This window comes from Paenibacillus sp. EKM211P (assembly GCF_011066175.1).
GTDB lineage: Bacteria > Bacillota > Bacilli > Paenibacillales > Paenibacillaceae > Paenibacillus > Paenibacillus polymyxa.
Genome location: NZ_JAAMNS010000017.1, coordinates 1 through 21,693, shown reverse-complemented (window position 1 = coordinate 21,693; position 21,693 = coordinate 1). Strand labels below are relative to the sequence as shown.

Below are 21,693 nucleotides of genomic sequence, written 5' to 3'. Positions count from 1 at the left end.
TCCCGCACGGACGATGCACGGCTAAAGACTGTTAGATCTATAGTCTTAGCTCAGCAGTTGGTTGGACAGTAGAACCAACGAAATCCGCAGGGAGTGATTCCCTGCGGATTTTTTTATGGTCAAGTGTTTTGTTATCCGGTTGTTGGTTTCGAAAGTAGTCCGTGTAAGACTGCTTGCATAAGTGAACGAACGGATCACATCGCTTGAGCTGTATACATTCCGCAGGGGTTTCCCTGCGGATTTTTTGCGTTGTTTGCTTGCGGAGAGAAAAATGTACACCTATTGAGTAACACCAAAAAAAATTAAACATGATCTCAGGAGGAAAATAATGAGTATACATGAATACGGTTGGTCTGATTACTGGAACGGTTTGTGGGACCAATGGAAGCAAAACTATGAGGAACGAGCAGGAAACACGCAGATACGCCCTGCCCGCTTGATTGCCGATTATGGACAAAAGGTGAAGCTTATTACGATGGATGGGGAACGCTGGGGAGCCGCTTCAGGTAAGCTAAGACATGCTATTGTTGACCCGGCGGAAATGCCGGCTGTAGGGGATTGGGTGGCCATCACCACGTCGGACGAAGTATCGGATGCAGTAATCCATGCTCTCTTGCCACGCAAAAGCCAAATATCTAGACAGGCTGCAGGCTTTGAGACGAAGGAGCAACTGATCGCGACCAATGTAGATACGCTTTTCCTTGTTAATGCGCTGAATCATGATTTTAATATGCGCAGATTAGAACGGTACTTAATCATGGCCTGGAATAGCGGAGTAAACCCGGTTGTCGTGTTGAGTAAGAGTGACCTTTGTGAAGATGTCGAACAGCGGGTTGCAGAAGCGGAAGGAGTTGCTCCTGGAGTACCCGTTATCGTAATTTCTGCTTTGCAGAACGAAGGCAGAGAGCAGCTGGAGGCGTTCCTTGAGCCTGGGTGTACGGTTGCTTTGACTGGCTCTTCCGGTAGTGGCAAATCCACAATAGTGAACTGGCTATCCGGGGCTGAAGTTCAACTGACACAGGATGTGAGGGAGGAAGACAGCCGAGGCAGGCATACAACCACACACCGACAGCTTTTTCCCATTGCAAAGCAAGCCGTTCTGCTCGATACACCCGGTATGCGCGAGCTTAATCTATGGGATGATTCCACGGGTGTAGCTCATACCTTTGCTGATATTATGGAAACAGCTCAGCAATGCCGTTTTGCCGATTGCAAGCATAAGGGAGAAGCTGGATGTGCGGTGGAGGAAGCTATCCAAAGAGGGGAATTATCTGAATCCAGAGTGAACAATTATCGCAAGATGCAGCGGGAACTGGAATATCAGGCACGCAAGGAAGCAGACCGACGTAGAAAAGATAGCCGTTCAAGTACAACTCCGGGCCGCAGGGATCAGCGAGGTGGTTGGCGACGTGATGTGGAGTGGTAAGGCGAGCTGTCATGAAACATCATTTGTAGAAATTTAAGAAAATCTATGTGGTAGTCGGCATATGGTGTAGAGGGGTGAACATATGCCGAACTACAGCATTGTGGTGGATTTATCGGATCGTCGTCTATATTTAAAAGATGGAAGTCAGATCGTTCTTAGTTATCCAGTCGGTATTGGGAAGGTGGCTACACAAACACCGCATGGGCATTTTACGATTATTAACAAACAGCCCAATCCGGGCGGTCCTTTCGGAGCGTTCTGGATGGGGCTGTCCAAGCCGCATTATGGCATTCACGGCACCAATGAGCCATGGTCCATTGGCAAGTTGGTGTCACATGGCTGCATTCGAATGCATAATAAGGATGTACTGGAGCTTCAAGAGAAGGTAAGTATAGGGACGCCGGTCACGATACAGCCATAACAGCTAGATGATATAGGATTCCTTTGGCTGCCTAGTACGATTTGGGTTGAATTTGGACACGGGCTTCAATCCGTTTGGAGCCCTTTTTGTCGTCTGCGGATTTAACTAATGATCCCGCAAGACGCTCTCCTTTTGTACCATAAGCCTGTTTGGCGTTGATCCACATATCTTCGTTCGGCTCGAAACTTATGACCAGGGTGTAGCGGTTGGCAAGGCTCGGCTTTTTGACCCTCATGCTGAAGGAACCATCAGGCATGACCTTGGTTTGATCATCGTAGCCAAACTGCCATCGTCCCGGAAAATCAATTGTGAGCTTGACGTCCGAACCCTCGAGCAAATTGCTGCGCGCATATACGTGATAATAATTTCCTTTTTGCCTCACATCGGGCTTAATCCACACTTGAGGATTACCGTAGTCCTTTGGTTTGTTCCAGACAGGCTTAATTAGAGGGACATGGCGGTCTTGTTCAGGATCAAACTCAGCACCTATCCGAATTTCTTGCAAAAGTTGTTCGTTTTCTTCGTATTGATATACATAAGGGCCTTCTAATTTGTTGCCACCACTACCATACAGATTTCGTATTTCTTTGTCTTGGTCATCTGGACGGAACAGAACAGTCAGATCCATACTCCCCTGTATACCAGGTCGGTGCACTTGGAGTATAAAACTTCCGTCCTTTTGAATAGTTGTCTCGTCCGTATATCCGGTTAACAGAGAGTTTTTGACTGCAAGATTCCCTTTGATCCGTGCTCCAGCCGGCAGATTGGAATGCCCTGTAACCTTCACTGTATTTTTATCTATACTTACGTCACCTGATATTTCGACATAGCTGCTGCCTTGCTGGTGGACAGGTGCATCGTTGGCAGCTCGTTCATCAAGGGATGATGCAGCTTGGTTCGGATTACCTGTCACGGTATAGGCACGTGCTTCAGCTTCGTGTTGGGCCATACTTCGAGTTGAGGCTTTCTCCCTGCTGCATGCAGCCAGCATAGTTAGGATGAAGAACATACATAAAAGGTTCCAGCTTATTTTGGTCATTATGTGCTTACTCATGGTTTTTGCTCGCTCCTTGTCCGTAGCTTCCAGGCTAAACTGATAAAACTTTCGAAACTTTATGTATTTACCCTATTTAAAGGGTATGTAATCCCGCCTGCTTTATCCTAGTCAAATCGTACGTGTTTAAACAACAGATGGAATGGTTAAAAATGGATAGCCGGATCATCCCCTTGAAAAGCAGGGGCAGCTTGCTGTAAAGGAGCCTGAGTCATATGTCCATTGACCGTTTTATCTTAAAAAAGCTGGACAACTGCCGGGAAGAACATACACGCGCTAATTTACTAGAACTGTTTAGAATACGAATTGAGAAGGCGCAGAAAAAGGAACGAGGCGGTAAAAAAGGTTATCGCAGAATACTATAAATAGAGTCTGATCAAATGCATAGGCTGCGGTAAGTCACATGTAGCATGTTTCATAACCGCTGATTTGGAGAGGGTGCTGAAATGCCCCTCTCTTTTTTGTGTCTAATGCAAACAAAAAAAAGTCCCTCTTAATAGAGGGACAATGCCAATGAATCATTTTCACTAACGCTATGCAGGATGGCTTCACAACCGACAATCTCTATACTGATCAAAGAGTTAAGACATTTTTGAAGGGCACGCTTGCCACTGGAGATTTTGTTCTCCAAAGTATTACTTAGAAGTTTTAAGGTTTTTTGTACCGGTTGCTTATTTTCTTGATTGAAGTATACGGGAATACGTTTGTTTTGAAATGTAATTAATGTTCTCACAAAAATCACCTCACCTGAGTTATTTCATGGCTTTATTGTAGTGCCCGTTTCTTAAAATTACCTTAAAAACACCTTATAAAAACATAAAGGTCTGAAAAATTTACAAAGTGTTCACAACAATTTGGGTAACAATCGAATTTAGTTCTACCTAATCGACAAAATGACGTAAGCACGCAAATGAAATTTGTAAATCCCTATTTTTGATTCATATGACTCTACTATTAATTTTAAGCATGACTATAGTCACCGTTTTATTTTGAGTGTGGGTATTTTGTAACAAATTGACAGTCTAATAGGCGGATGCTACAGTTACGATAGCCATATTTCCGTAGAAATAGGCTTTTTGCGTGAGTATTGCTGTATAAATTAAGGATCGGGAGGGATGACAGATGATCCTGACCGTGCTTTCAGGACGACAGGAAACAGAGTGGTTTGATATTGAGGTGGCAGATGAATACTCGGTAGAACATTTAAAATTGATGCTGGGTGTGCGTATTTTTGGTGAGCCTCCGGCTGAAGGCATGCAATATATTATGGAAGCAAAGTTCCCGGAAGGGCTTTGGTTCAGAGTGGAGGATAACCAGCTACTCACAGGAGCAGGCTTACGGGAAGGCTGCACCGTGCGCATTCAGCGAGCTTTTTCGACAACTCAGGACGAGGCGCCTGTATATGGAAGGCGTTCTTTGTTTCAAACTGAAAAAAATGGGTAAATACACACATGAAATAATATGAAACCTTGGTAAAATGAAATAGTAAGCGAAAAGGGGGACTTTTGTCTTGAATGTATTATACCAGCGATCCCCGAGATTAAGACCGGCCCTCCGAGAGGAGAAGCTAGAGATTTTACGGCCTCCGGCTGAGCCGAGCAAGCCGTCTTTTTCTATTATATCTATACTTATTCCGTTAATGATGACGTTGGTGACTATAGGCTTTTATGTATATATGAGCAGAACAGGCAAGATGGGCAACAGTAACTATTTGATGTTCCAGATGGTCACGGTGGTCATGATGCTTACATCTTATACGATTCCTTTTTTCGTCTATTTAAATAATAAGAAGGAATATAAGCGCAAGTTGGAGGAACGGGACCGCATGTACCGGGAGCAGCTCCAAAAGCATCGTGAAGAACTCAAAATGAAACGCGAAGAACAAGTTCGCACGCTATATGAAATTCACGGTGATCCGCAAATATGCACTCAAATCGTAAAAAACCGCAACAGTTCTCTTTGGGAACGATCACCGGAGGATGAAGATTTCTTGCAGGTACGTATCGGGACTGGACAAGTTCCCTTTCATATTAAACTGCAAATCCCACGACCTGACGGTTATGACCGAGATCCTTTGTTGGGAGCTGCAGATGAACTGGAAGAAGAATTTCGTTTGGTGGACGCTGCTTCCATTACATTGCCACTGTTTCAATCCAAAGTGATCGGATTGGTCGGCGAGCGGGAGCATACTCTGGCTGCGTTAAGAGTCATCTTGGCACAAGTAACGGTTCGTCATTCGCCAGATGAAGTGAAAATCGCCTCCTTCTATGATGAGCGAGAGGAAAGTGAATGGACTTGGATGCGCTGGCTCCCACATGTATGGGATGATGACCGAATCCAGAGAATGATGTCAGACCGCAGTAGTAGCGCCCATCAATTAGCTGACTTTCTGTTTGCTAGATTGAACCGTCGAAAAAATAATCGCAATGAACGTCAGGGCAAAGGGATGGAAGCCCCGTGTTATGTGATTGTTTTATCTGACACCCAACTGATTGAGGAAGAACCTTTGTTGCCGTTGCTGCTGGAGGACGGCCGAGCCATAGATGCGTGTACAATTGTGCTGGCTTCTCGTAAAGAAGCTTTGCCAATGCAGTGTCAGCTGATCGTGGAAGCTTCCAAGGAACAGGGTGTATACGCCCTTAAATCAGAATCGGCGGAGGTTGAACAGCAAAGTTTTAAACCGGATCGTTTGTCCAAAGAGGAAGCCGATGCACTGGCGCGGTACATGGCGCCTATTCGCTTGAAGCGTTCTTCGGCTTCTGATATTCCCGCTGTTCTGCCTCTTTTTGATATGATGAGTGTAGCAAGTGTGGAAGAACTGGATGTGGCAGACCGGTGGCGACGTAACCGCCATCCTGATACATTACCTGTGCCGATGGGCGTGCGGGCAGGCGGCAAAAAGATTATGATTAACTTGCATGATAAAATAGAGCGTCAAGGGCATGGGCCCCATGGCTTGATCGCTGGTACGACAGGTTCAGGGAAAAGTGAGGTTATCCAGTCTATCGTAGCCTCGCTCGCTGCTGAGTTTCACCCACATGATCTTGCTTTTATGCTGATCGATTACAAGGGTGGAGGCATGTCCAACACGTTCGTTAACTTGCCGCATGTTGTGGGTACAATCACGAACCTGGACAATAATTTGATTGAACGTGCTAAAATATCTCTTAAAGCAGAACTGGTTCGTCGACAAAAGATATTGAACGATGCAGGCAATTTACAGCATATTGATGAATATTACAGACTACTCCGGCAGCGGCAGGAACAACCGCTGCCTCATCTGGTTATTATTATTGATGAATTTGCACAGTTAAAGCGGGATCAGCCAGAGTTTATGGACGAGCTAATCAGCATTGCCGCGATTGGGCGGACATTAGGTGTCCATCTGATTTTGGCGACTCAAAAGCCGGCAGGTGTTGTCGATGATAAGATTTGGAGTAACTCCAGGTTCCGCATCTGCTTGCGGGTGCAAAGCGAAGGTGATAGCCGTGATATGTTGAAAATACCGAATGCCGCGTGGATAACGAAGCCGGGACGAGGATATTTTCAAGTGGGTAGCGACGAAGTGTTTGAAGAAATGCAATTTGCTTGGAGCGGTGCGCCGTATATAGGCAACAGAGACATTTCTTCTGCCTTACCTGTTCATGAAGTGAGATTGAACGGCAAACGTGAAGCGCTATTGACGGGCGGAGAACGGGCAAGCTCAGGCTTAAAAGGAGAAGAAGCTCCTAAACAGCTTCAAGTATTTATTGATTATATTGCAAAAGAAGCAGCTAAGGCAGGAATCGAACGTCTTCAGGGACCGTGGCTTCCGCCGCTGCCAGAAATGTTGGATTTAACTAATCTACCGCAATGTACCGAAATAGATAGTACATCATCATCGTTGGAGCTGAAGTCTCTTATTGGGCTGGTCGATGATTTGCCGAATCAACGGCAGGAGCCGATGTATGCGTCGCTGGATCATGGTCATTGGGCTGTGTATGGCATGCCGGGCATGGGGAAAACGACCTTTTTGCATACGTTGCTGATGTCCACGGCACAGCGTTACGCTGTGAATCATTGGAACGGTTATATCATTGACATGGGTCGAACCATGCGCGACTTTGGAGAGCTTCCACAAATCGGTGCTGTTATGATGGCAGAGGAGGATGACCGGATTAAACGGTTGTTCCGCTATTTGTTCAAGATGGTGGCCCTACGCAAGGAAATGCTTTCTGAGGCTGGCGTCAAAACAATAAGTTCTTTTCGTCGTTCTGCTGTTGAAGATGTGCCGCAAATTGTCGTAGTTATTGATGGATATCTTAATTTTCGTAATGCGTATCCGGATGAAAATGAACTGCTGGAATCACTCTTGCGTGAAGGAGGCAGTCTAGGTATCACCTTCATCATTACAGCGAACCGGATTACCGATGTGTTTGAGAAGTTCCGCAGTAACATACCTAATGCTGTTTCTTTCGAATTGGCTGATCCTAGTGACTACTATTATGCGGTAGGACGACCGGCCAAAACACCAGGACCTTTAATTCCGGGCCGGGCTCTGGTTAAAGGGCATGTTCCTCCGCTGGAGTTCCAGACGGCACTGCCTTCACCAGGAGAAGATGAAGCGGAACGATCAGCACAACTTCGTCGCAATATCGCTGGTATTGCGCAGGGATGGAAGGGTAAGCACGCACCGGCCATTCTCCCATTGCCTGAGCGGATTCCGTTGCTGGAACTGCTTCAGCAGTGGGATCGGACGAGTGGACCATCAGGTGCGCTTCCTTACGAAGTACCTGTAGGCCTACAGAGTGACGATCTTGAGCCTTTTCTCCTAAATTTAAAAGAAGGGCCTAATTTTATCGTAGGTAGTCCAATGGAGGGTGGAAAAACCTCCTTCCTGATGAGTTGGATTATATCGCTCGCTTATTACACCTCGCCGGATCAAATGCAAGTCTATACGATCGATACACGCTATGGAGGTGGGGGACTATCCCGATTACGGCATCTTCCTCATGTCAAGGTTGCTGCCGAAAGCGAGGAAGAAATGGGACCTCTGGTACAACAGGTGCATGATATCGTTCAACAACGGAGCAAGGATGGAAATGATCCCGAACTGCTCCTGGTCATTGATGATGCAGATATGTTAAGCAAGCAACTGAACGATTTTATGATAAAGGATCAGCTTTCCGCCATTGTACGGTTGGGACGTGATCGCAATGTGCATGTCGTGCTATCGGGTGTGCCAGCTGATTTTCCTACCTTTGGTGTGGACTGGTTTAATGATGTCAAAGCAAGCCAAAGCGGTATGCTTTTTGGAACACTGGATTCGAATGATTTATCGTTCTTTCGTATCCCCTATTCAGAAGCGAATGCCGCTACTGGTGGCCTAAAAGTCCTGCCTCCTGGGCAGGGATACTACGTACGACGCAAATTTACCAGGATAAAAGCGGCGATTCCCTTCTCAGAGCAAATGAGCTGTGAGGATTGGATAACGAAAATTCGTGACCGATGGCATGTTGTAGTTTGAAGGGAGGTGGCTCATAATGTTAACGTTTCAAGCTTCCAAGCAGAAGTTAATAACCCTCAAGGCAAAGGAACTGTTTTTTCTGGCAGGCGTATTGGGTTCTGACAGACTGCTTGGGGTGGAAGATCCGTTTAAGGGCTATCTAGCAGAGGAGTTGGCGGAAGAGTGGGAGCAGGTCAAAGCTGCTCTTCTGGAAAAAGGTTATCTGAAGCAGGCCGATAAGGGTAAAGAGCTGGCTATGCCTCCTACCGTTTTTTCGAGAGTTGCTATCGCGGGATTATCCAACAGGGCTTGCCGTATACGCTATGTAAGGGGAGGTAAGCAGTTTGAAGGCTATCTTCATTGCACGAATGAGCGTGTGGTGGAGCTTGTGAAATCTGTTGACGAACCCGATGAATATCGTCTGTACGATCTGGGTAATGTGGAAAAGGCTTGCGAAACATTGATTGATAAAATGGGCTGGGTTGATCGGCTTGTACCTGAATCTCCCGCGCTTATGTTTTCCAAGCAGGCCTTTAATAAAATTTACGAGCAATCTGCAGGAGAAAGTTTGTCTCAAATCAGCAGTAAGCTAACTGAGGCTAGCGGAGATGAAGAGGGAGCAATGAGACTGGCTCAGTCTTTGAGTTCCCGTGTAGCCGAGGGAGAATTGCAATTGCTGGTCTGGAACGGCAGAGAGTGGGAGTCACAACGGGCAGCTTTTGTCCTTTGTCCTGCAATGAACTGGATATTTCGGATGAGCTCTGCGGGTAACGGAGACTGGTTGATTGCAGCTATGGCTTCGAGAGATCAGTTTGTGGACTTATTATTGAATTGGTTGAAACAGTCGGCAGTGACTGAAGAAGTGACAGAAGAAGGGTGATGGATATGCGCATTCGAGTTGAACCGGATGTGCTTCGGGGGCTTAGCGGGCAGCTACAGCATGCGGCGGAGCAAATTCAACAGTTAACAGCAGGTTTGGAGCAGGCGTTACAATCGCTGGATTGGGATGTATCTGCGCGTGAGGCGATCTTGAATCAGTGGATGCAAGCCAAGCGGATATCAGAACAGATTCATGCTTATCTCCATACATCAGGTACACAACTGAACCGAAAGGCAGAGCAGTTTCAGTCTGTTGACCACAACTATCAAACGATTCTGCCATTTGCCAGCCAACCATTGGGACGACCCGTCACGATGCTCGATTGGTCGAATCAACAATCACCGTCTATTCTGCCTGGGCAAGCTTCGGAAGGAAGCAGTCTAATTTCCAACCCGCAGTCTGTCGTACATGCTATTGCAGGTGTACAGCCTTCGGATGTGGGCACCTTGCATCAGGATATTCTGAAGCAGGCGTCTTCTAGCAGTCCGCAGGATTGGTATTTTACTGATCCGTCTATAGCAAGAGATCAGCCTGTCGCTTAGTTCGGATCGTTCCGGGATGATCTGGATCGGCCTGTAATCCATATGAATTTGTTATACCATTCCCGGTTTTATGGGACTAATATGGGACTTATTAGGTGGTTGTTTTATTAAGATTGTACTGTTAGATGCTGTTTTATAGTTAAAAAGTGGGATTATTGCAATTAGGTCCTTTGCCTTTTGTAGGGGATTAAATAGCCATAGTACAATTTGAACCAGCTAAACAAAAACATTTTTTATCATCAAGGAGGACGCAAAAAATGGCAGGACGCATTTTAATTACCCCAGAACAGGTTGATCAGGTAGCTAACCAATTTAAACAAAGTGGTGAGCAAAGCCAGCAGATCGTTTCCAGTTTGACTCAGTCCATCTCCGGTATGGAAGGTCAATGGGAAGGTATGACTAAACAACGCTTTTTCCAAGAGTTTCAAGAAGCAAGCAAACAAATGCAAGCTTTCGTAACGACTTTGAATAGCATTAGCCAAGAATTGACAGCTATCGCTAACAAATTCCGTACGGTTGACCAAGCGAAATAAGCTGTCGTGCCTGATCGGCATTAACTTATCATATATCACTCTATAATGAAGCAATATGTGAACCTATTCCTCACGGTTTGGCACAGATTGTATAGGAAAAACCGGGCGATCTTCGGATACCCGGTTTTCTTGCCATCCATAGACGTATATAATAAGGTGAGGAAAACTAGCATACTGAATGATATAAGGAGAGGGATGTTTCATGTCTTTTCAACCGAATCCGGGAGACGAATTGATCATAAACGGCACAGCTTATGTGGTTGGACGACATCCCGCTGCACCCGGTTTAGCCTATGCACAAGCAGGGAGGCAGGGAATTGTATACCAGCTGATTGCCAAAAACGGAGCACCGCATGAGGCGAAAGCCCTTAAAGTGTTTTTTCCGAAGTTCCGCATCCCGGCTATGGTTTATCAATCTGAGCATATGGAAACATACGGGGATATTCCCGGTTTGCAGGTATGCAAGCGTGATGTGCTCACTCCAGAAAGAAACGGAAGTCTGATCGCTGAGCAGCCTGATTTGCTGTATGCGGTGCTGATGCCATGGGTTCATGGTATGACATGGTTCGATTGTCTCACAGATCAGCGTCAGCTTGAGGCTTCCGATAGTCTGGCTTTAGCCAGAGCACTGGCAGGGATCGGTTCAGCGATGGAGCAAAAAGGATTGGCTCACTGTGATTTATCGGCGCCCAATGTTATGCTTCCGTTTTTTTCTGAAGTGGAACTGCCTGAAGGCACGTCAGCTGTGGAATTGGTAGACGTGGAGCAAATGTATAGTACCAAAATGGATCGTCCAGATGCACTATTGGCAGGATCGCCAGGGTATGCTGCACATCGTACCGTTCACAGCGGGTTATGGAGCGCGTATGCAGACCGTTTTGCAGGGGCTATCATTATTGGAGAAATGCTAGGCTGGTCTGACCGTGTGGTGGTCGATAAAGCGTGGGGCGAAAGTTATTTTGATCAACATGAAATGCAGACGCCTTGCGAACGTTATTTTATTTTGCGGAAATCGCTTGAAGCCCGCTGGGGCAGCAAGGTGGTAGAACTATTCAGCCGTGCTTGGGATAGTCAGGATCTAAGCAGTTGTCCTACCTTTGGCGAATGGCTAGTTGTACTTAATGCCGTTACTGAGCAGGAAATTCTGGTGGAGGATACAGAAACGGAGCCAGTTGGGACAGATACAGTCGGTGTGGCTGCTGTGAGCGGCGCTTCCAGTGAAGCGGTATCCTCGTTGGCAACACCTGCTCCGCTCAAGGCTGAACAGGCTGAAATGTTAAATCAGGCTGCCCTAGAGCAGGGAGAGCGTGGAGTAACGGATAAGCTGTTTCGACAGGCGCGTGAACTAGAGCAGCAGAACAAACCTGCTGCAGCGCTGGAAGTATATCGTTCGTTGTATCACTTTGTAGAAGATGGCAGTCCTCTGCATGTAGAAGTGTCGGCTGCGATCACAGGACTGGAGGAGCAGCTGAACCCCAAGATGCCAGAGCAACCTGAGAAATCGAAAGCCTGGTATCGCTCCAAAATGTTTATCGTGACAGCATCGGCCGCAGTCGTTCTTTTGGCAGCTGGAATCCCAACTGTGAGTATTCTTGCGGATCAGTCTAATCAGCGACAAATCGAGGCTGCAAAGCAAGAAGAGGCATTGAAGGCTGCAAAAGCAGCCGAGGAAAAGTTGGCTGCTGAGCAGGAGGCCGCTCAAAAATCGCTAACGGAGAAACAACGTCAGGAAGCTGAACAGCAGGCCAAACAACAGGCTCTTGCTGCTCAAAAGCAACAGGAAGAGCAGAAGAAACAGCAAGCCCTAATCGCTCAACAGGTTAAATATGAAGCTTATCTCGCCCAAAAGGAACAAAACAAGCAGGCTGCTGCCAAGTTGGCGAAGCAAAAAGCATATGATCAACAGGAAAAATATGAAAAATACCTGGCCTTGAAAAAGGAGCAGGAAGCTCGTGCCGCCAAGGAAGAAGCAGCTCGTAAAGCAGCAGCTGAGGCGGAACAAAAGCGAAAAGATGCTGTACAGGCACGTAACAAGGAGAATGTTCTCCAGCTTATTTCCCTCTATAACAAGGCGTATGCTTCTCAGGAAGGTGGAAGCACCGCGAAGGCCAAGAGCTTTGCCAAACGTTTTAGAGCATTATATGATAGCAATCCTTCTTATTATCGTTCAGTAGGTGAAGTGGGCTATCGGGCTTCCTCTATTTATAACTTTTTAGGAGATACGAATTTTAGACTGCCTAAAATTTGATGTTTCATATGTTTATATAATGGCGGAATGATAGATTAGGAAACAGATACAGATCGAAGGTAACTGAGGGGAGCATGTACAAACCATGAATTATACAATACAGGCTTCACAACGTACTCCCGCCCTGATCATTTACCTGATTGACATCAGCGCGTCGATGAATATGCTGATGGAAGGGCGGCGGCGTATTGACGTTGTATACGAAGCTATATCACTGGCGATCCGACAGATGGTTTTCCGATCGACCAAGGGAAATCGGTTGACTGCGCGCTATCGGATTGCAATTTTGGCTTATAGTGACGACGTATATGACCTGCTGAATGGTGTCAAGGGAATTGATGAAATCGCGGCTATTGGTTCGCTTCCTGATTTGACACCCAAACGATTCTCAGATTCAGCAAAGGCCTTCTTGCAAGCTGAACGTATTTTGCAGGCGGAATTACCAGGGATGCAGGATTGTCCTGCACCTTTGGTCTGCCATATGACAGATGGTGTTTCCACAGGCGATGATCCGGAACCGATTGCGAAGCGCATTATGAACATGAGTGTACCAGATGGCAATGTACTGGTGGAAAATATATTTTTATCCGACAGGTTGCTGGAAACGCCTATTCAGGACCCCCGTCGCTGGAAAGGTCTGACGCATAATACGCCTTTGCAGGATGAACATGCTGTGAAACTGCGTAATATGTCTTCTGTGCTTCCTGAAAGCTATCGGGAAATGCTGTTTGAGGCAGATTATCAGTTAGGTGAAGGAGCCATCATGATGCTGCCTGGAACCTGTGCGGAACTGGTGTCCATTGGTTTTCAAATGTCAGCTGCAACGCCTGTACGGTAAGGAGGTAAAAGCATGAATCCACTGCTGTCCCTGCTCCCCACGAGCAAAAAAAAGGGATTGAATGCAAGGCTGACTCAGCAATTTGCTTACATAAGCTCTCAGACAGGCGATCAGCCTTTATCATCTCATCACAGTCGTTTTATGTGTCGTTATGGCTATGGAAGGTCTGCTGAATCTGCTAGTATGGGAGAAAGCGGACAGGATTTTGCCGCAGTACGTATTCATAAATCTGTCTGTTGTTTTGTCTTGTGTGATGGTGTCGGGCTCAGTTACCGAGGAGATTTTGCAGCTCGCTATCTGGGTTCTTCTTTACTGGATTGGATGGAACAGAGACAGGATCTGTCTGCTAATCAATTGAGGGAGTATCTTGAGCGTCTGGCAGGTGCAGCTACTGAGGAACTGGATCGGCAGCCTCTGGATCACGAATCAGGCTTAATGCGTTCAGTATTGGAAGATAAACGTCGACAGGGAAGCCAGTCCATGTATATTTGCGGTAAAATCGAACTGCCGAAACGAGGTACCCGTGGTCGTCTCCGACTTGCCTGGCAAGGGGATTCACGTTTGCGATTGTGGAACGGTACGGAAGAAATCAGCGAACTATTTGATCATACCTTCTCTACTGCGGAACGCTGGTCTACAAGCCGTGGACCGATTGGAGGGAAGCCGCATTGGTACGAAAGAAGCATACCCGCAGATATGCCAATGAGATTACAGGTATACACGGACGGTTTGTCCGATTTAGATCCTATTCGCGAGCCTGTCCCTGATGAGCAGATACAGGTATTACTTGATGCGTCTCATACCGGGGGACTTGATGATGATGCGGCATTTATTGAGCTGCAGTGGTAAATGAATAAGCCAAAGGACGTATGCATCCATATCGATGGTTGTAGAACGTCCTTTTTTGATAGATACATAGAAAACTGCGAATAGGTAAGATATTTACGGAATGTAACGAGAGAGAAGAAGAAAAGATGCACTAATGCACGAAATATTCAATCTTTTCCTGAATATCGCAAAGGAACAGCAAAAAATGCGCAAAAATGGTGATTATAAAGTATACCCTTTTGGGTAATCTTGTGATTATACAGATTATTGAAAGGGAGCGATACGTATGAGCTATACATATGCAGGAGGCGCGCGCTTTGAAGGCAAAACTGCTCTAATTACAGGTGCTGGTTCTGGTATTGGCAAGGCAACGGCCATCCAAATGGCTAGAGAAGGAGCAAATGTCGCTCTTTTTGACGTAAGTAATGATCGCATTTTGGAGACGGAAAGAGAAATTAATGCCATACGTGAAGGGTCAGCCCGGGCTTTTGACGTGGACATTGCCGATCCGGTGCGTGTGGAAAAAGCAGTGTTGGAAGTGGTTGAATTGTTTGGCGGGCTACATATCATCTTTGCCAATGCGGGGATTAACGGGGTCGTCGGACCGATCGAGGAGCTGAGCATTGAGGATTGGCGGCAAACCTTGTCTACGAATCTGGATGGCACCTTCCTGACGGTAAAATATACAATACCGCATTTGAAAAAGAATGGCGGCGGCAGCATTATCATTACCAGCTCGATTAATGGAAATCAGCGCTTTACCAGCTTTGGGATGTCAGCCTATAGCACATCGAAGGCAGGTCAAACCGGTTTTGCAAAAATGGCAGCCCTAGAGCTGGCCAAGTTCCGTATTCGTGTCAATGTCATTTATCCAGGGGCCATTTCGACGAATATTGATGAAACCACGGAGAAATCGGAAGGGTTGAAGCAGATTACCATCCCTGTGCAATTTCCCGAGGGAGATCAGCCGTTGGCAGATGGACCGGGGCAGCCTGAACAGGTTGCTGATTTGGTAACATTCTTGGCCTCTGATCATTCGCGTCACATCACTGGCGCACAAATTGTGATTGACGGGGCAGAGTCGTTATTGTTTTAGAAAATGGAGTATTCTCTGGGGCAGAGAAATGTTTGTGGTATCCTGTGTGTACTATATTGGTTACGGTGCGAATGTGAAGCTCACATAAAAAACAGATTCTTCGCACCTCGGAATTTGTTGAAATAAATTTATATTCACTTTTATCGTTAGAAGTCAATAGTGGATTCAAGCTTTTTAAGCATCGTGTTTTTCGAAAATGCAGGAATTGATACCTTAGGGTATTAATTCCTGCATTTTTGTTGTCGCACTCTATACGCATGGCATTGGAGTCATCATATCGCTACCATTCGCGGTCGGTAGGATTCTTTGCAACATAGCTTTTAAATTTCTTATACAAATAACTCGCATTATATATCTAAAAGATATATGATTGATGTATCTAAAAGATATATTGGAGGATTAAAATGATGAACGAATTTTTTATTTTAGGTGAATTAATGGAAGAACCGCAAAGTGGTTATAGTTTACGTAATGCATTGCAAGCCACTTTAGGACGTCATAGAAAAATTAGCTATGGCGTGATTTATCCCCTACTTGAAAAATTAGAGAACAAAGGTTTTGTAGAAATAACTAATGTAGGATCAGACGGGAAAAATAAAAAAGTTGCTACTATTACAGATAAAGGAAAGGAACGTTTTTTTGAACTAATAAAAATGCCTGTTCCAAGTGGGGCTCACAATGCTGATATCTATTTAATAAAGCTTGATGTGATGCAGCATCTTGCTCTAGATGAACAAATACAACTATTAGATCAATTCTATCAGGAACAAAAAGATATCGTAGAAGATACGCAAGACGCGCTACAAGAATTAGCTGAAGAAGATTCAAAAGATCACTGGTATGCAAGTAAGAGGTTTGAGTTACGACTACAGCAAGCAAATGTGGCAATTGAATGGATTGAAAAATTTAAACACGAATTAAAGAAAGGAGGGTGGTAAACAGAATGACAAAAGAAATAAAAACAGCCCTGTTAATGGCTGCGAGTCTCTTTATGGAGATTTTAGATGGAACAATTGTAACTACCGCACTACCTAAAATGGCTCAATATTTTCATACAGGTTCGGCAACAATTGCTTTACTCATCAGTGTGTATTTGATTACAGTTGCCGTTTTTATCCCTTTGAGTGGATGGATGGCTAATCGATTCGGGAAAAAGAAGATTTGGATTATTGCTGTTATTATTTTTACCCTTAGCTCATTAGGTAGTGCAGTAGCACCAAGCTTCACTTTCCTTTTAATAATGAGAATTATACAAGGAATTTCTGGTGCTTTATTGACACCTACAGCAAGACTGATTGTATTAGAAAAGACACCGCCCTCACAGCTATTGAAAATGTTTAGTTATCTCATTTGGCCTGCTCTTGTAGCACCCGCAATAGCACCATTGATTGGCGGATTTATTGTTACTTACTGGAGCTGGCAGTGGATTTTTCTGATCAATGTGCCAATAGGTTTAATTATCGTATTAATCGGTATAAAATTAATCGATGCTGATAAGATAAATAAAACAACAACTTTTGACTTTTTGGGGTTTTTAGAAATTACCTTTTCATCCAGCATAATTCTAGTTGGAGCAGAGCTAGCCACTCACGGAAAAAATTATTGGCTTAGTGCAATAGGATTAATTGTCTTAGGCGTGATACTAGGATTTATAGTGTTCAAGCACTTGAAAAAAGTAGACAATCCACTATTTTCACTTGATGCATTAAAAATAACTTCTTTTAGAATCTGCCAGACAAGTGGTTCTGTTTTGTGGCTATGTGTTGGGGCATTGCCATATATCCTCACAATTTTTTTACAAACGGTCTTTCATTGGTCAGCAGTAAAAGCAGGTAGTTATGTGTTATTTATTTTTATTGGAAATATTGGAATCAAACCTTTTACCAATGCAATTATTCGTAAATTAGGCTATCGTGGAGCATTATTGTCATCATTTGTGATGATATTTATTACATCAATTGCTTTAGCTTTCATTCAAATTAATACTTTTCCTATTGTGATCATGTTTCTTGCATTAGTCTCAGGTGTAGGACGATCACTAGCCTTAACTGCTTACAGTGGACTGAGTTTTTCTGAAGTAGACACTAAAGATCGAAATAGTGCCAATACGTTGAATGCTGTCGTTTCAACATTAGCTCAAGGGATGGGAATATCACTTATGACAGTTGTTGTGGGTTTATTACAAATCTTCTTCCCAATTACTATCGCATATGAACAAGGTTTTGTTGTTCTTGGTCTATTGATGATATTCCCAGCAATTGAAGTACTGTTTCTACCTAAAAATATTGGTCATGCAACAATCGGTGTTTCATATGTAAAACACTGAGTACGTTCTTGTGAAGTTATAGTTGATAAGCTACCTTATTACTGTGTAATTAAGTATAGCTTAACGTGAATAAAATCTAATTCTTCATCTCTTATTGTTGGTTTTGTCGGAAATGTTAACGGTACTAAAGTGAATTTTGCAAAAATCTATAGACAAGTTTGAGTTGTTTTTGTAAACGTTGGGAATTTGAAATTCACAAAGCTCATATTAAATAGTAAAGCCGATCCTTTCTAGGATCAGCTTTACTATTTACCCATTCCACTCTACAAGTAAAAGTACCTTTTTACTCGTGAGTCTTTAGCGTTCGGCCCTTAAAGAGAATATACGACAGCTCATGTTTGATAATTTTATTATTCTCTATTGTTTTCACATAATCTATGTCATCTTCGCGGGTTACAATTTCATCCTTCTCTATACTGGGTCTTTTACGATTTCTATTTTCCCCGGCCGTGCTATTGTCAGAAAAAATAAAAGTGGTATTTAAATCTTCAATGCCCTCACTAATCTTTTTCCCTGTCATATTCTTAGCTGTTATGGCCAGATGAATTTTTTCTCCCATAGTCAATTTGTACGATAACAACTGGAATGCATTTTCATTATCCACTTGTTCTCTAAAATGATCCAAATCTTCTACATTCTCCATCATAGGTGTCTGTATTAATTCATTCCCCGAGAGGGAATACAGTTTATTTTGCTGATCCCATTCCTGGTGTATGTCTAAGTTCTTGGTAAGTACCCCTAAAGGGACAAACATCGCGTTTTTATAAAGCACAGGGACAGTATCCATCACTGACGTTTTCGAGTCGGTAACAATCTCAGTGGATTTCATTTTAAACTCAACCTTGTGTGTTCCAAACTTAATTGTGGCCGTATTAGAAGTTGGGTTAAACGTAGTTTGTCCTCCCAACAAATCATTAATGGATCTCAAAGGCACCATATAGCGATTATTCTGATCAATATAAGGTGCCTTAGGAGCTGTGAACAAGACATAGTAATTGTTTATCTTCAAAAATGGAGTGTTTGGAGCTATACTCTGAGCTGACATTTTTCCTGTATAGGGTTGAGAAAAGTAAAAAAACAATGCGCCTATAAACATAATCCTGAACAACATCTTTCCCACGAAATTTCCTCCTTAAAAGAGAGGGGCGAAGCTGCCCCTCACAAAATTCAAACTAAGAATATACTATCTGTTTCCTCTCCTCCAGGTACGTAATCCACTACAACTTTACTCCGTGGCATAGAACAATAATCATAAGTTTGACTGTTTCGCCAAGGTACACACGTACACAAACTCTTGACCTTAAAATCCATTCAACTTCGTCAAATTTCGTTGTTATAATCACATGAAAGTTATTATATTCCTTTTTTATATAAGGCATAAATATACTATGTACAAAACTATATATTAAATCAAGATTTTATAATTTACCATTTACAAAATAAAATTGTATAATTAATCAAAAAGTGAATCGATGTAGCGGTAACATTCAATAAAGAGGGTAATAATGTTGTTTCTTCCTCAAGAATTATATTTTTACTACGCAACTCTCTTTATATTCTGTTTAAAAGGGAAAATTTTTGATTTTCTTGTAAACCAAATCCATTCCTTGATGATCTAATTTATAGAAGAACTTTAAAAGGAAGAAAGGGGGGACCATTTCATGGATTTAACAGAGAAAGCAGAGCTTGCAACACAAGGGGACAAAGAAGCTTTTGTGAATATTATACGAGCTGTCCAACAAAGCTTATATGTAGTAGCAAGATCAATCATTAAAAACGAAGAAGATTGTGCAGATGCTATACAGGAGACCATTGCCAAAGCTTTTTCAAATGTACATGGACTGAAAGAGCCTGCTTATTTTAAAACATGGATCATTCGGATTTTGATCAACGAGTGTAATCGGATTATCAGGAAAAAGAAGAGAGTATTCCTTGTCCCTTATGATTTAAGAAAGACATCATATAAGGGTGACTATGAACAAATTGAGCTGTTTGAGGTAATTGTTGGGCTGGATGAACAACTTCAAACTACAGTGACGCTTTTTTATATTGAAGATTTATCGGTCAAAGATATATCCAAAGTGCTCAATGTATCTGAAGGGACAGTAAAATCACGCTTATTTAGGGCCAGACAGCAATTATCCAAGCTCGCCCTTGGGGGAGGAGAAGCCAAGTATGAACTATCATGATCCGGTTGACCCTATGCTTAAACAGTTTCTAAAGTCCAGAGCACAAGACTTGGTCATTCCTAATACAGTAGAGAACGCGGTAGGGAACGCCCTTTCATCCCTTTCTGATAAGAAAGTGAAAAAGAGATTCCCCCTTAAAAGGTGGAGATGGGCACTAGCCATTGTTGCTTTCTTTTTCATTCTGGGCGCCGTTTCTATCCTTACCGTCCCGACATTTGCCGAAGTAATCAGGTCATTATTTGCCAAAGACAACCCGGATATCGGACTTTTGCGTGCACAGGAATTGGGCTTGGTGATTAATCCTCATATTAAGGTGAAAGACAAAGGTTACACGCTGGTGATTAATGAAGCTGTTGCTGATCCTACTCGAGTAACCATTGCACTTCAACTTTTTGATGAAAATGGTAAGCATGATCGCGACAAGCTCGGTCTTGGCGATGAGAATAAGATTACGATCAAAGATGATAAAGGAAACGTAGTGGGCAGCATGTACGATATGGGGTACACGAGTGATTTTTATTATATGGTTGATTTCTTTAGTGATCCACTCAGAACAGACAAGATTACGATAGAAGGGAGTATTGGATCGCTTGGACAAAGTAACGAAACCTTAATAAAAGGAAATTGGGACTTTAGCTTTGACATTGATATGAAAGAGGCAAACAAGCAGAAAAAAATAGAGGAGCTGGCAGGTAGTTATACAACGCCGCACGGAATGAAGGTTACATTAAAAAGACTAACGAGAATGGTGCAAGGAGTACGTTTCGAACTGGAGACCGAACTTGATGACAGGGCAATGGCAAGATCCTCCGGTGACTTATGGAAAAAGCAGATGTTGAGTTTTCATTTCGAGACTACAGATGGGGAAGAGATTCACTCGGTGAATCCAAGAAAAACGGGATACATGGACAGCTTAATGACATCTGATCATAGAGTTATTGGAAACGGAAAAATGCATTGGAGTTATACCTTCAAGTACCTGCCTGAGGATGAACCATACCGCTTTGTCCTGGATGCATACTCGGTTGCAGAAATGGACGGAAGCAAGATTTCCTTTAGACCATCTGAGCTGACTGAGCCCAAAGCTTTTAAAATAATGAATGATAGACTGGAGTTGGTTAGGGCCTCACTTGAGAAATCGCAAGTCAATAAAGGCGCACATGAAACTGTGATCTCATTCTACGGGAAAATGGATAATGAAATAATGCATGAGGAGTGGAGAGCATATGATTCAGCAGGTAAGCAGTATGACGTACTTGCTGTGGGGGCATCAACGATTGAAAATACGCTGACTAATCATTGGAGAGAGGGATATATCAGTATGGGGGATCGTAAGGCAAAGCAGCCTTATGAATTCCGAATTACGAGGCTAAATCAGATTCCGAAGGAGCTTATCCTGGTAAGGGAAGTGGTGGATAAACGATACAAAGATCCTGACTGGACAGTATTGCTCAAATAGTAGAAGAAACGAGATTCTCCTACCAGGGAAGAAGTTTGTTTTTTCTTTTTAAGGGTTTATCGCTTTGATCATAGAATATATATAAAGAACCATCATTGTTAAGCGATAGAATTGACTAACTCTTAGTGTCAAAAGAAAATAAAGTTTTTTCTTAGTGCTTAGGTTAAGATAAGTCCTTTGTTTAAGCACTACATGCTACCCGCGTACGTTCTTTAATAGGTGATTGGAAATGAAATATAATGAGGAGGACGTAGCCCAAGCGAAGGCGCGGGAGCGTTCTTTTTTATTGAACTATACCAGCTAATAGCTTGTCAAGATTACCAGTAAAGTGATTCTAAATCATGTGGTATAGTTAAAATGAGCATGCC

Annotated in this window: 19 protein-coding genes; 16 read left to right on the top strand and 3 right to left on the bottom strand. The window is 43.6% G+C overall.

The genetic code is table 11. From position 1 onward, the window contains the following. Nucleotides 1-328 precede the first annotated feature (328 nt). Nucleotides 329-1,426, top strand: a complete 1,098-nt coding sequence (gene rsgA / locus G9G57_RS20700) for a ribosome small subunit-dependent GTPase A (RefSeq protein ID WP_017427963.1) — start codon at nucleotides 329-331, stop codon at nucleotides 1,424-1,426. Between the two features lie 82 nt (nucleotides 1,427-1,508). Further along, entirely contained in the window at nucleotides 1,509-1,847 is a 339-nt protein-coding gene (locus G9G57_RS20695) for a L,D-transpeptidase (RefSeq protein WP_016821026.1), read from the top strand. Between the two features lie 31 nt (nucleotides 1,848-1,878). Here the strand turns inward: G9G57_RS20695 and G9G57_RS20690 are convergent, their stop codons facing one another. After that, a complete protein-coding gene (locus G9G57_RS20690; RefSeq protein WP_230681838.1) occupies nucleotides 1,879-2,901 on the bottom strand; it encodes a flagellar motor protein MotB in 1,023 nt (340 codons plus the stop codon). Between the two features lie 215 nt (nucleotides 2,902-3,116). On the opposite strand from G9G57_RS20690, the gene G9G57_RS20685 reads away from it, so the two are divergent. Beyond that, entirely contained in the window at nucleotides 3,117-3,266 is a 150-nt protein-coding gene (locus G9G57_RS20685) for a hypothetical protein (protein WP_016821028.1), read from the top strand. Nucleotides 3,267-3,394: 128 nt separating this feature from the next. Here G9G57_RS20685 and G9G57_RS20680 read toward each other — a convergent pair whose 3' ends face one another. Beyond that, nucleotides 3,395-3,634 carry a hypothetical protein gene (locus G9G57_RS20680; protein WP_013370782.1) on the bottom strand — a complete coding sequence of 80 codons (240 nt, stop codon included), beginning with the start codon at nucleotides 3,632-3,634 and terminating at the stop codon, nucleotides 3,395-3,397. A 389-nt stretch (nucleotides 3,635-4,023) separates the two neighbouring features. On the opposite strand from G9G57_RS20680, the gene G9G57_RS20675 reads away from it, so the two are divergent. The 11 genes from G9G57_RS20675 to G9G57_RS20625 all read left to right on the top strand — a co-directional run bounded on the left by G9G57_RS20675 (nucleotide 4,024) and on the right by G9G57_RS20625 (nucleotide 17,677). Then, on the top strand, nucleotides 4,024-4,344 hold the full coding sequence (locus G9G57_RS20675) for a hypothetical protein (RefSeq protein ID WP_013370783.1): 321 nt from the start codon (nucleotides 4,024-4,026) through the stop codon (nucleotides 4,342-4,344). Between the two features lie 67 nt (nucleotides 4,345-4,411). Further along, nucleotides 4,412-8,407, top strand: a complete 3,996-nt coding sequence (essC, locus tag G9G57_RS20670) for a type VII secretion protein EssC (protein WP_164965497.1) — start codon at nucleotides 4,412-4,414, stop codon at nucleotides 8,405-8,407. Nucleotides 8,408-8,423: 16 nt separating this feature from the next. Then, entirely contained in the window at nucleotides 8,424-9,266 is an 843-nt protein-coding gene (locus G9G57_RS20665; RefSeq protein WP_016821030.1) for a hypothetical protein, read from the top strand. 5 nt (nucleotides 9,267-9,271) lie between these two features. Further along, on the top strand, nucleotides 9,272-9,808 hold the full coding sequence (locus G9G57_RS20660) for a WXG100 family type VII secretion target (RefSeq protein ID WP_164965496.1): 537 nt from the start codon (nucleotides 9,272-9,274) through the stop codon (nucleotides 9,806-9,808). A 257-nt stretch (nucleotides 9,809-10,065) separates the two neighbouring features. Then, entirely contained in the window at nucleotides 10,066-10,341 is a 276-nt protein-coding gene (locus tag G9G57_RS20655; protein ID WP_007430133.1) for a WXG100 family type VII secretion target, read from the top strand. 202 nt (nucleotides 10,342-10,543) lie between these two features. Further along, nucleotides 10,544-12,589, top strand: coding sequence for a hypothetical protein (locus G9G57_RS20650; protein WP_164965495.1), 2,046 nt, complete (start codon nucleotides 10,544-10,546; stop codon nucleotides 12,587-12,589). 85 nt (nucleotides 12,590-12,674) lie between these two features. Beyond that, the gene (locus G9G57_RS20645) at nucleotides 12,675-13,427 is read left to right on the top strand and encodes a vWA domain-containing protein (protein WP_013370788.1); all 753 of its coding nucleotides are present in this window, start codon (nucleotides 12,675-12,677) and stop codon (nucleotides 13,425-13,427) included. Nucleotides 13,428-13,439: 12 nt separating this feature from the next. Then, the gene (locus G9G57_RS20640) at nucleotides 13,440-14,276 is read left to right on the top strand and encodes a hypothetical protein (RefSeq protein ID WP_016821033.1); all 837 of its coding nucleotides are present in this window, start codon (nucleotides 13,440-13,442) and stop codon (nucleotides 14,274-14,276) included. 265 nt (nucleotides 14,277-14,541) lie between these two features. Continuing rightward, a complete protein-coding gene (locus G9G57_RS20635; protein ID WP_113050538.1) occupies nucleotides 14,542-15,351 on the top strand; it encodes an SDR family oxidoreductase in 810 nt (269 codons plus the stop codon). A gap of 404 nt (nucleotides 15,352-15,755) precedes the next feature. After that, entirely contained in the window at nucleotides 15,756-16,289 is a 534-nt protein-coding gene (locus tag G9G57_RS20630) for a PadR family transcriptional regulator (RefSeq protein WP_016821035.1), read from the top strand. A gap of 5 nt (nucleotides 16,290-16,294) precedes the next feature. Continuing rightward, entirely contained in the window at nucleotides 16,295-17,677 is a 1,383-nt protein-coding gene (locus G9G57_RS20625; RefSeq protein WP_164965494.1) for an MFS transporter, read from the top strand. Nucleotides 17,678-17,960: 283 nt separating this feature from the next. Here the strand turns inward: G9G57_RS20625 and G9G57_RS20620 are convergent, their stop codons facing one another. Further along, a complete protein-coding gene (locus tag G9G57_RS20620) occupies nucleotides 17,961-18,788 on the bottom strand; it encodes a copper amine oxidase N-terminal domain-containing protein (RefSeq protein ID WP_238799331.1) in 828 nt (275 codons plus the stop codon). Nucleotides 18,789-19,338: 550 nt separating this feature from the next. On the opposite strand from G9G57_RS20620, the gene G9G57_RS20615 reads away from it, so the two are divergent. Further along, the gene (locus G9G57_RS20615; protein WP_164965492.1) at nucleotides 19,339-19,866 is read left to right on the top strand and encodes a sigma-70 family RNA polymerase sigma factor; all 528 of its coding nucleotides are present in this window, start codon (nucleotides 19,339-19,341) and stop codon (nucleotides 19,864-19,866) included. Beyond that, nucleotides 19,853-21,325 carry a DUF4179 domain-containing protein gene (locus G9G57_RS20610; RefSeq protein ID WP_164965491.1) on the top strand — a complete coding sequence of 491 codons (1,473 nt, stop codon included), beginning with the start codon at nucleotides 19,853-19,855 and terminating at the stop codon, nucleotides 21,323-21,325. Before G9G57_RS20615 ends, G9G57_RS20610 begins: the two co-directional genes overlap by 14 nt. Nucleotides 21,326-21,693 lie beyond the last annotated feature (368 nt).

Bases quoted from the DNA above. Each gene is read 5' to 3' on its own strand.
- rsgA (WP_017427963.1), top strand. From the start codon at position 329: ATGAGTATACATGAATACGGTTGGTCTGATTACTGGAACGGTTTGTGG.
- G9G57_RS20695 (WP_016821026.1), top strand. From the start codon at position 1,509: ATGCCGAACTACAGCATTGTGGTGGATTTATCGGATCGTCGTCTATAT.
- G9G57_RS20690 (WP_230681838.1), bottom strand. From the start codon at position 2,901: ATGAGTAAGCACATAATGACCAAAATAAGCTGGAACCTTTTATGTATG.
- G9G57_RS20685 (WP_016821028.1), top strand. From the start codon at position 3,117: ATGTCCATTGACCGTTTTATCTTAAAAAAGCTGGACAACTGCCGGGAA.
- G9G57_RS20675 (WP_013370783.1), top strand. From the start codon at position 4,024: ATGATCCTGACCGTGCTTTCAGGACGACAGGAAACAGAGTGGTTTGAT.
- G9G57_RS20665 (WP_016821030.1), top strand. From the start codon at position 8,424: ATGTTAACGTTTCAAGCTTCCAAGCAGAAGTTAATAACCCTCAAGGCA.
- G9G57_RS20660 (WP_164965496.1), top strand. From the start codon at position 9,272: ATGCGCATTCGAGTTGAACCGGATGTGCTTCGGGGGCTTAGCGGGCAG.
- G9G57_RS20655 (WP_007430133.1), top strand. From the start codon at position 10,066: ATGGCAGGACGCATTTTAATTACCCCAGAACAGGTTGATCAGGTAGCT.
- G9G57_RS20650 (WP_164965495.1), top strand. From the start codon at position 10,544: ATGTCTTTTCAACCGAATCCGGGAGACGAATTGATCATAAACGGCACA.
- G9G57_RS20645 (WP_013370788.1), top strand. From the start codon at position 12,675: ATGAATTATACAATACAGGCTTCACAACGTACTCCCGCCCTGATCATT.
- G9G57_RS20640 (WP_016821033.1), top strand. From the start codon at position 13,440: ATGAATCCACTGCTGTCCCTGCTCCCCACGAGCAAAAAAAAGGGATTG.
- G9G57_RS20635 (WP_113050538.1), top strand. From the start codon at position 14,542: ATGAGCTATACATATGCAGGAGGCGCGCGCTTTGAAGGCAAAACTGCT.
- G9G57_RS20630 (WP_016821035.1), top strand. From the start codon at position 15,756: ATGATGAACGAATTTTTTATTTTAGGTGAATTAATGGAAGAACCGCAA.
- G9G57_RS20625 (WP_164965494.1), top strand. From the start codon at position 16,295: ATGACAAAAGAAATAAAAACAGCCCTGTTAATGGCTGCGAGTCTCTTT.
- G9G57_RS20620 (WP_238799331.1), bottom strand. From the start codon at position 18,788: ATGTTGTTCAGGATTATGTTTATAGGCGCATTGTTTTTTTACTTTTCT.
- G9G57_RS20615 (WP_164965492.1), top strand. From the start codon at position 19,339: ATGGATTTAACAGAGAAAGCAGAGCTTGCAACACAAGGGGACAAAGAA.
- G9G57_RS20610 (WP_164965491.1), top strand. From the start codon at position 19,853: ATGAACTATCATGATCCGGTTGACCCTATGCTTAAACAGTTTCTAAAG.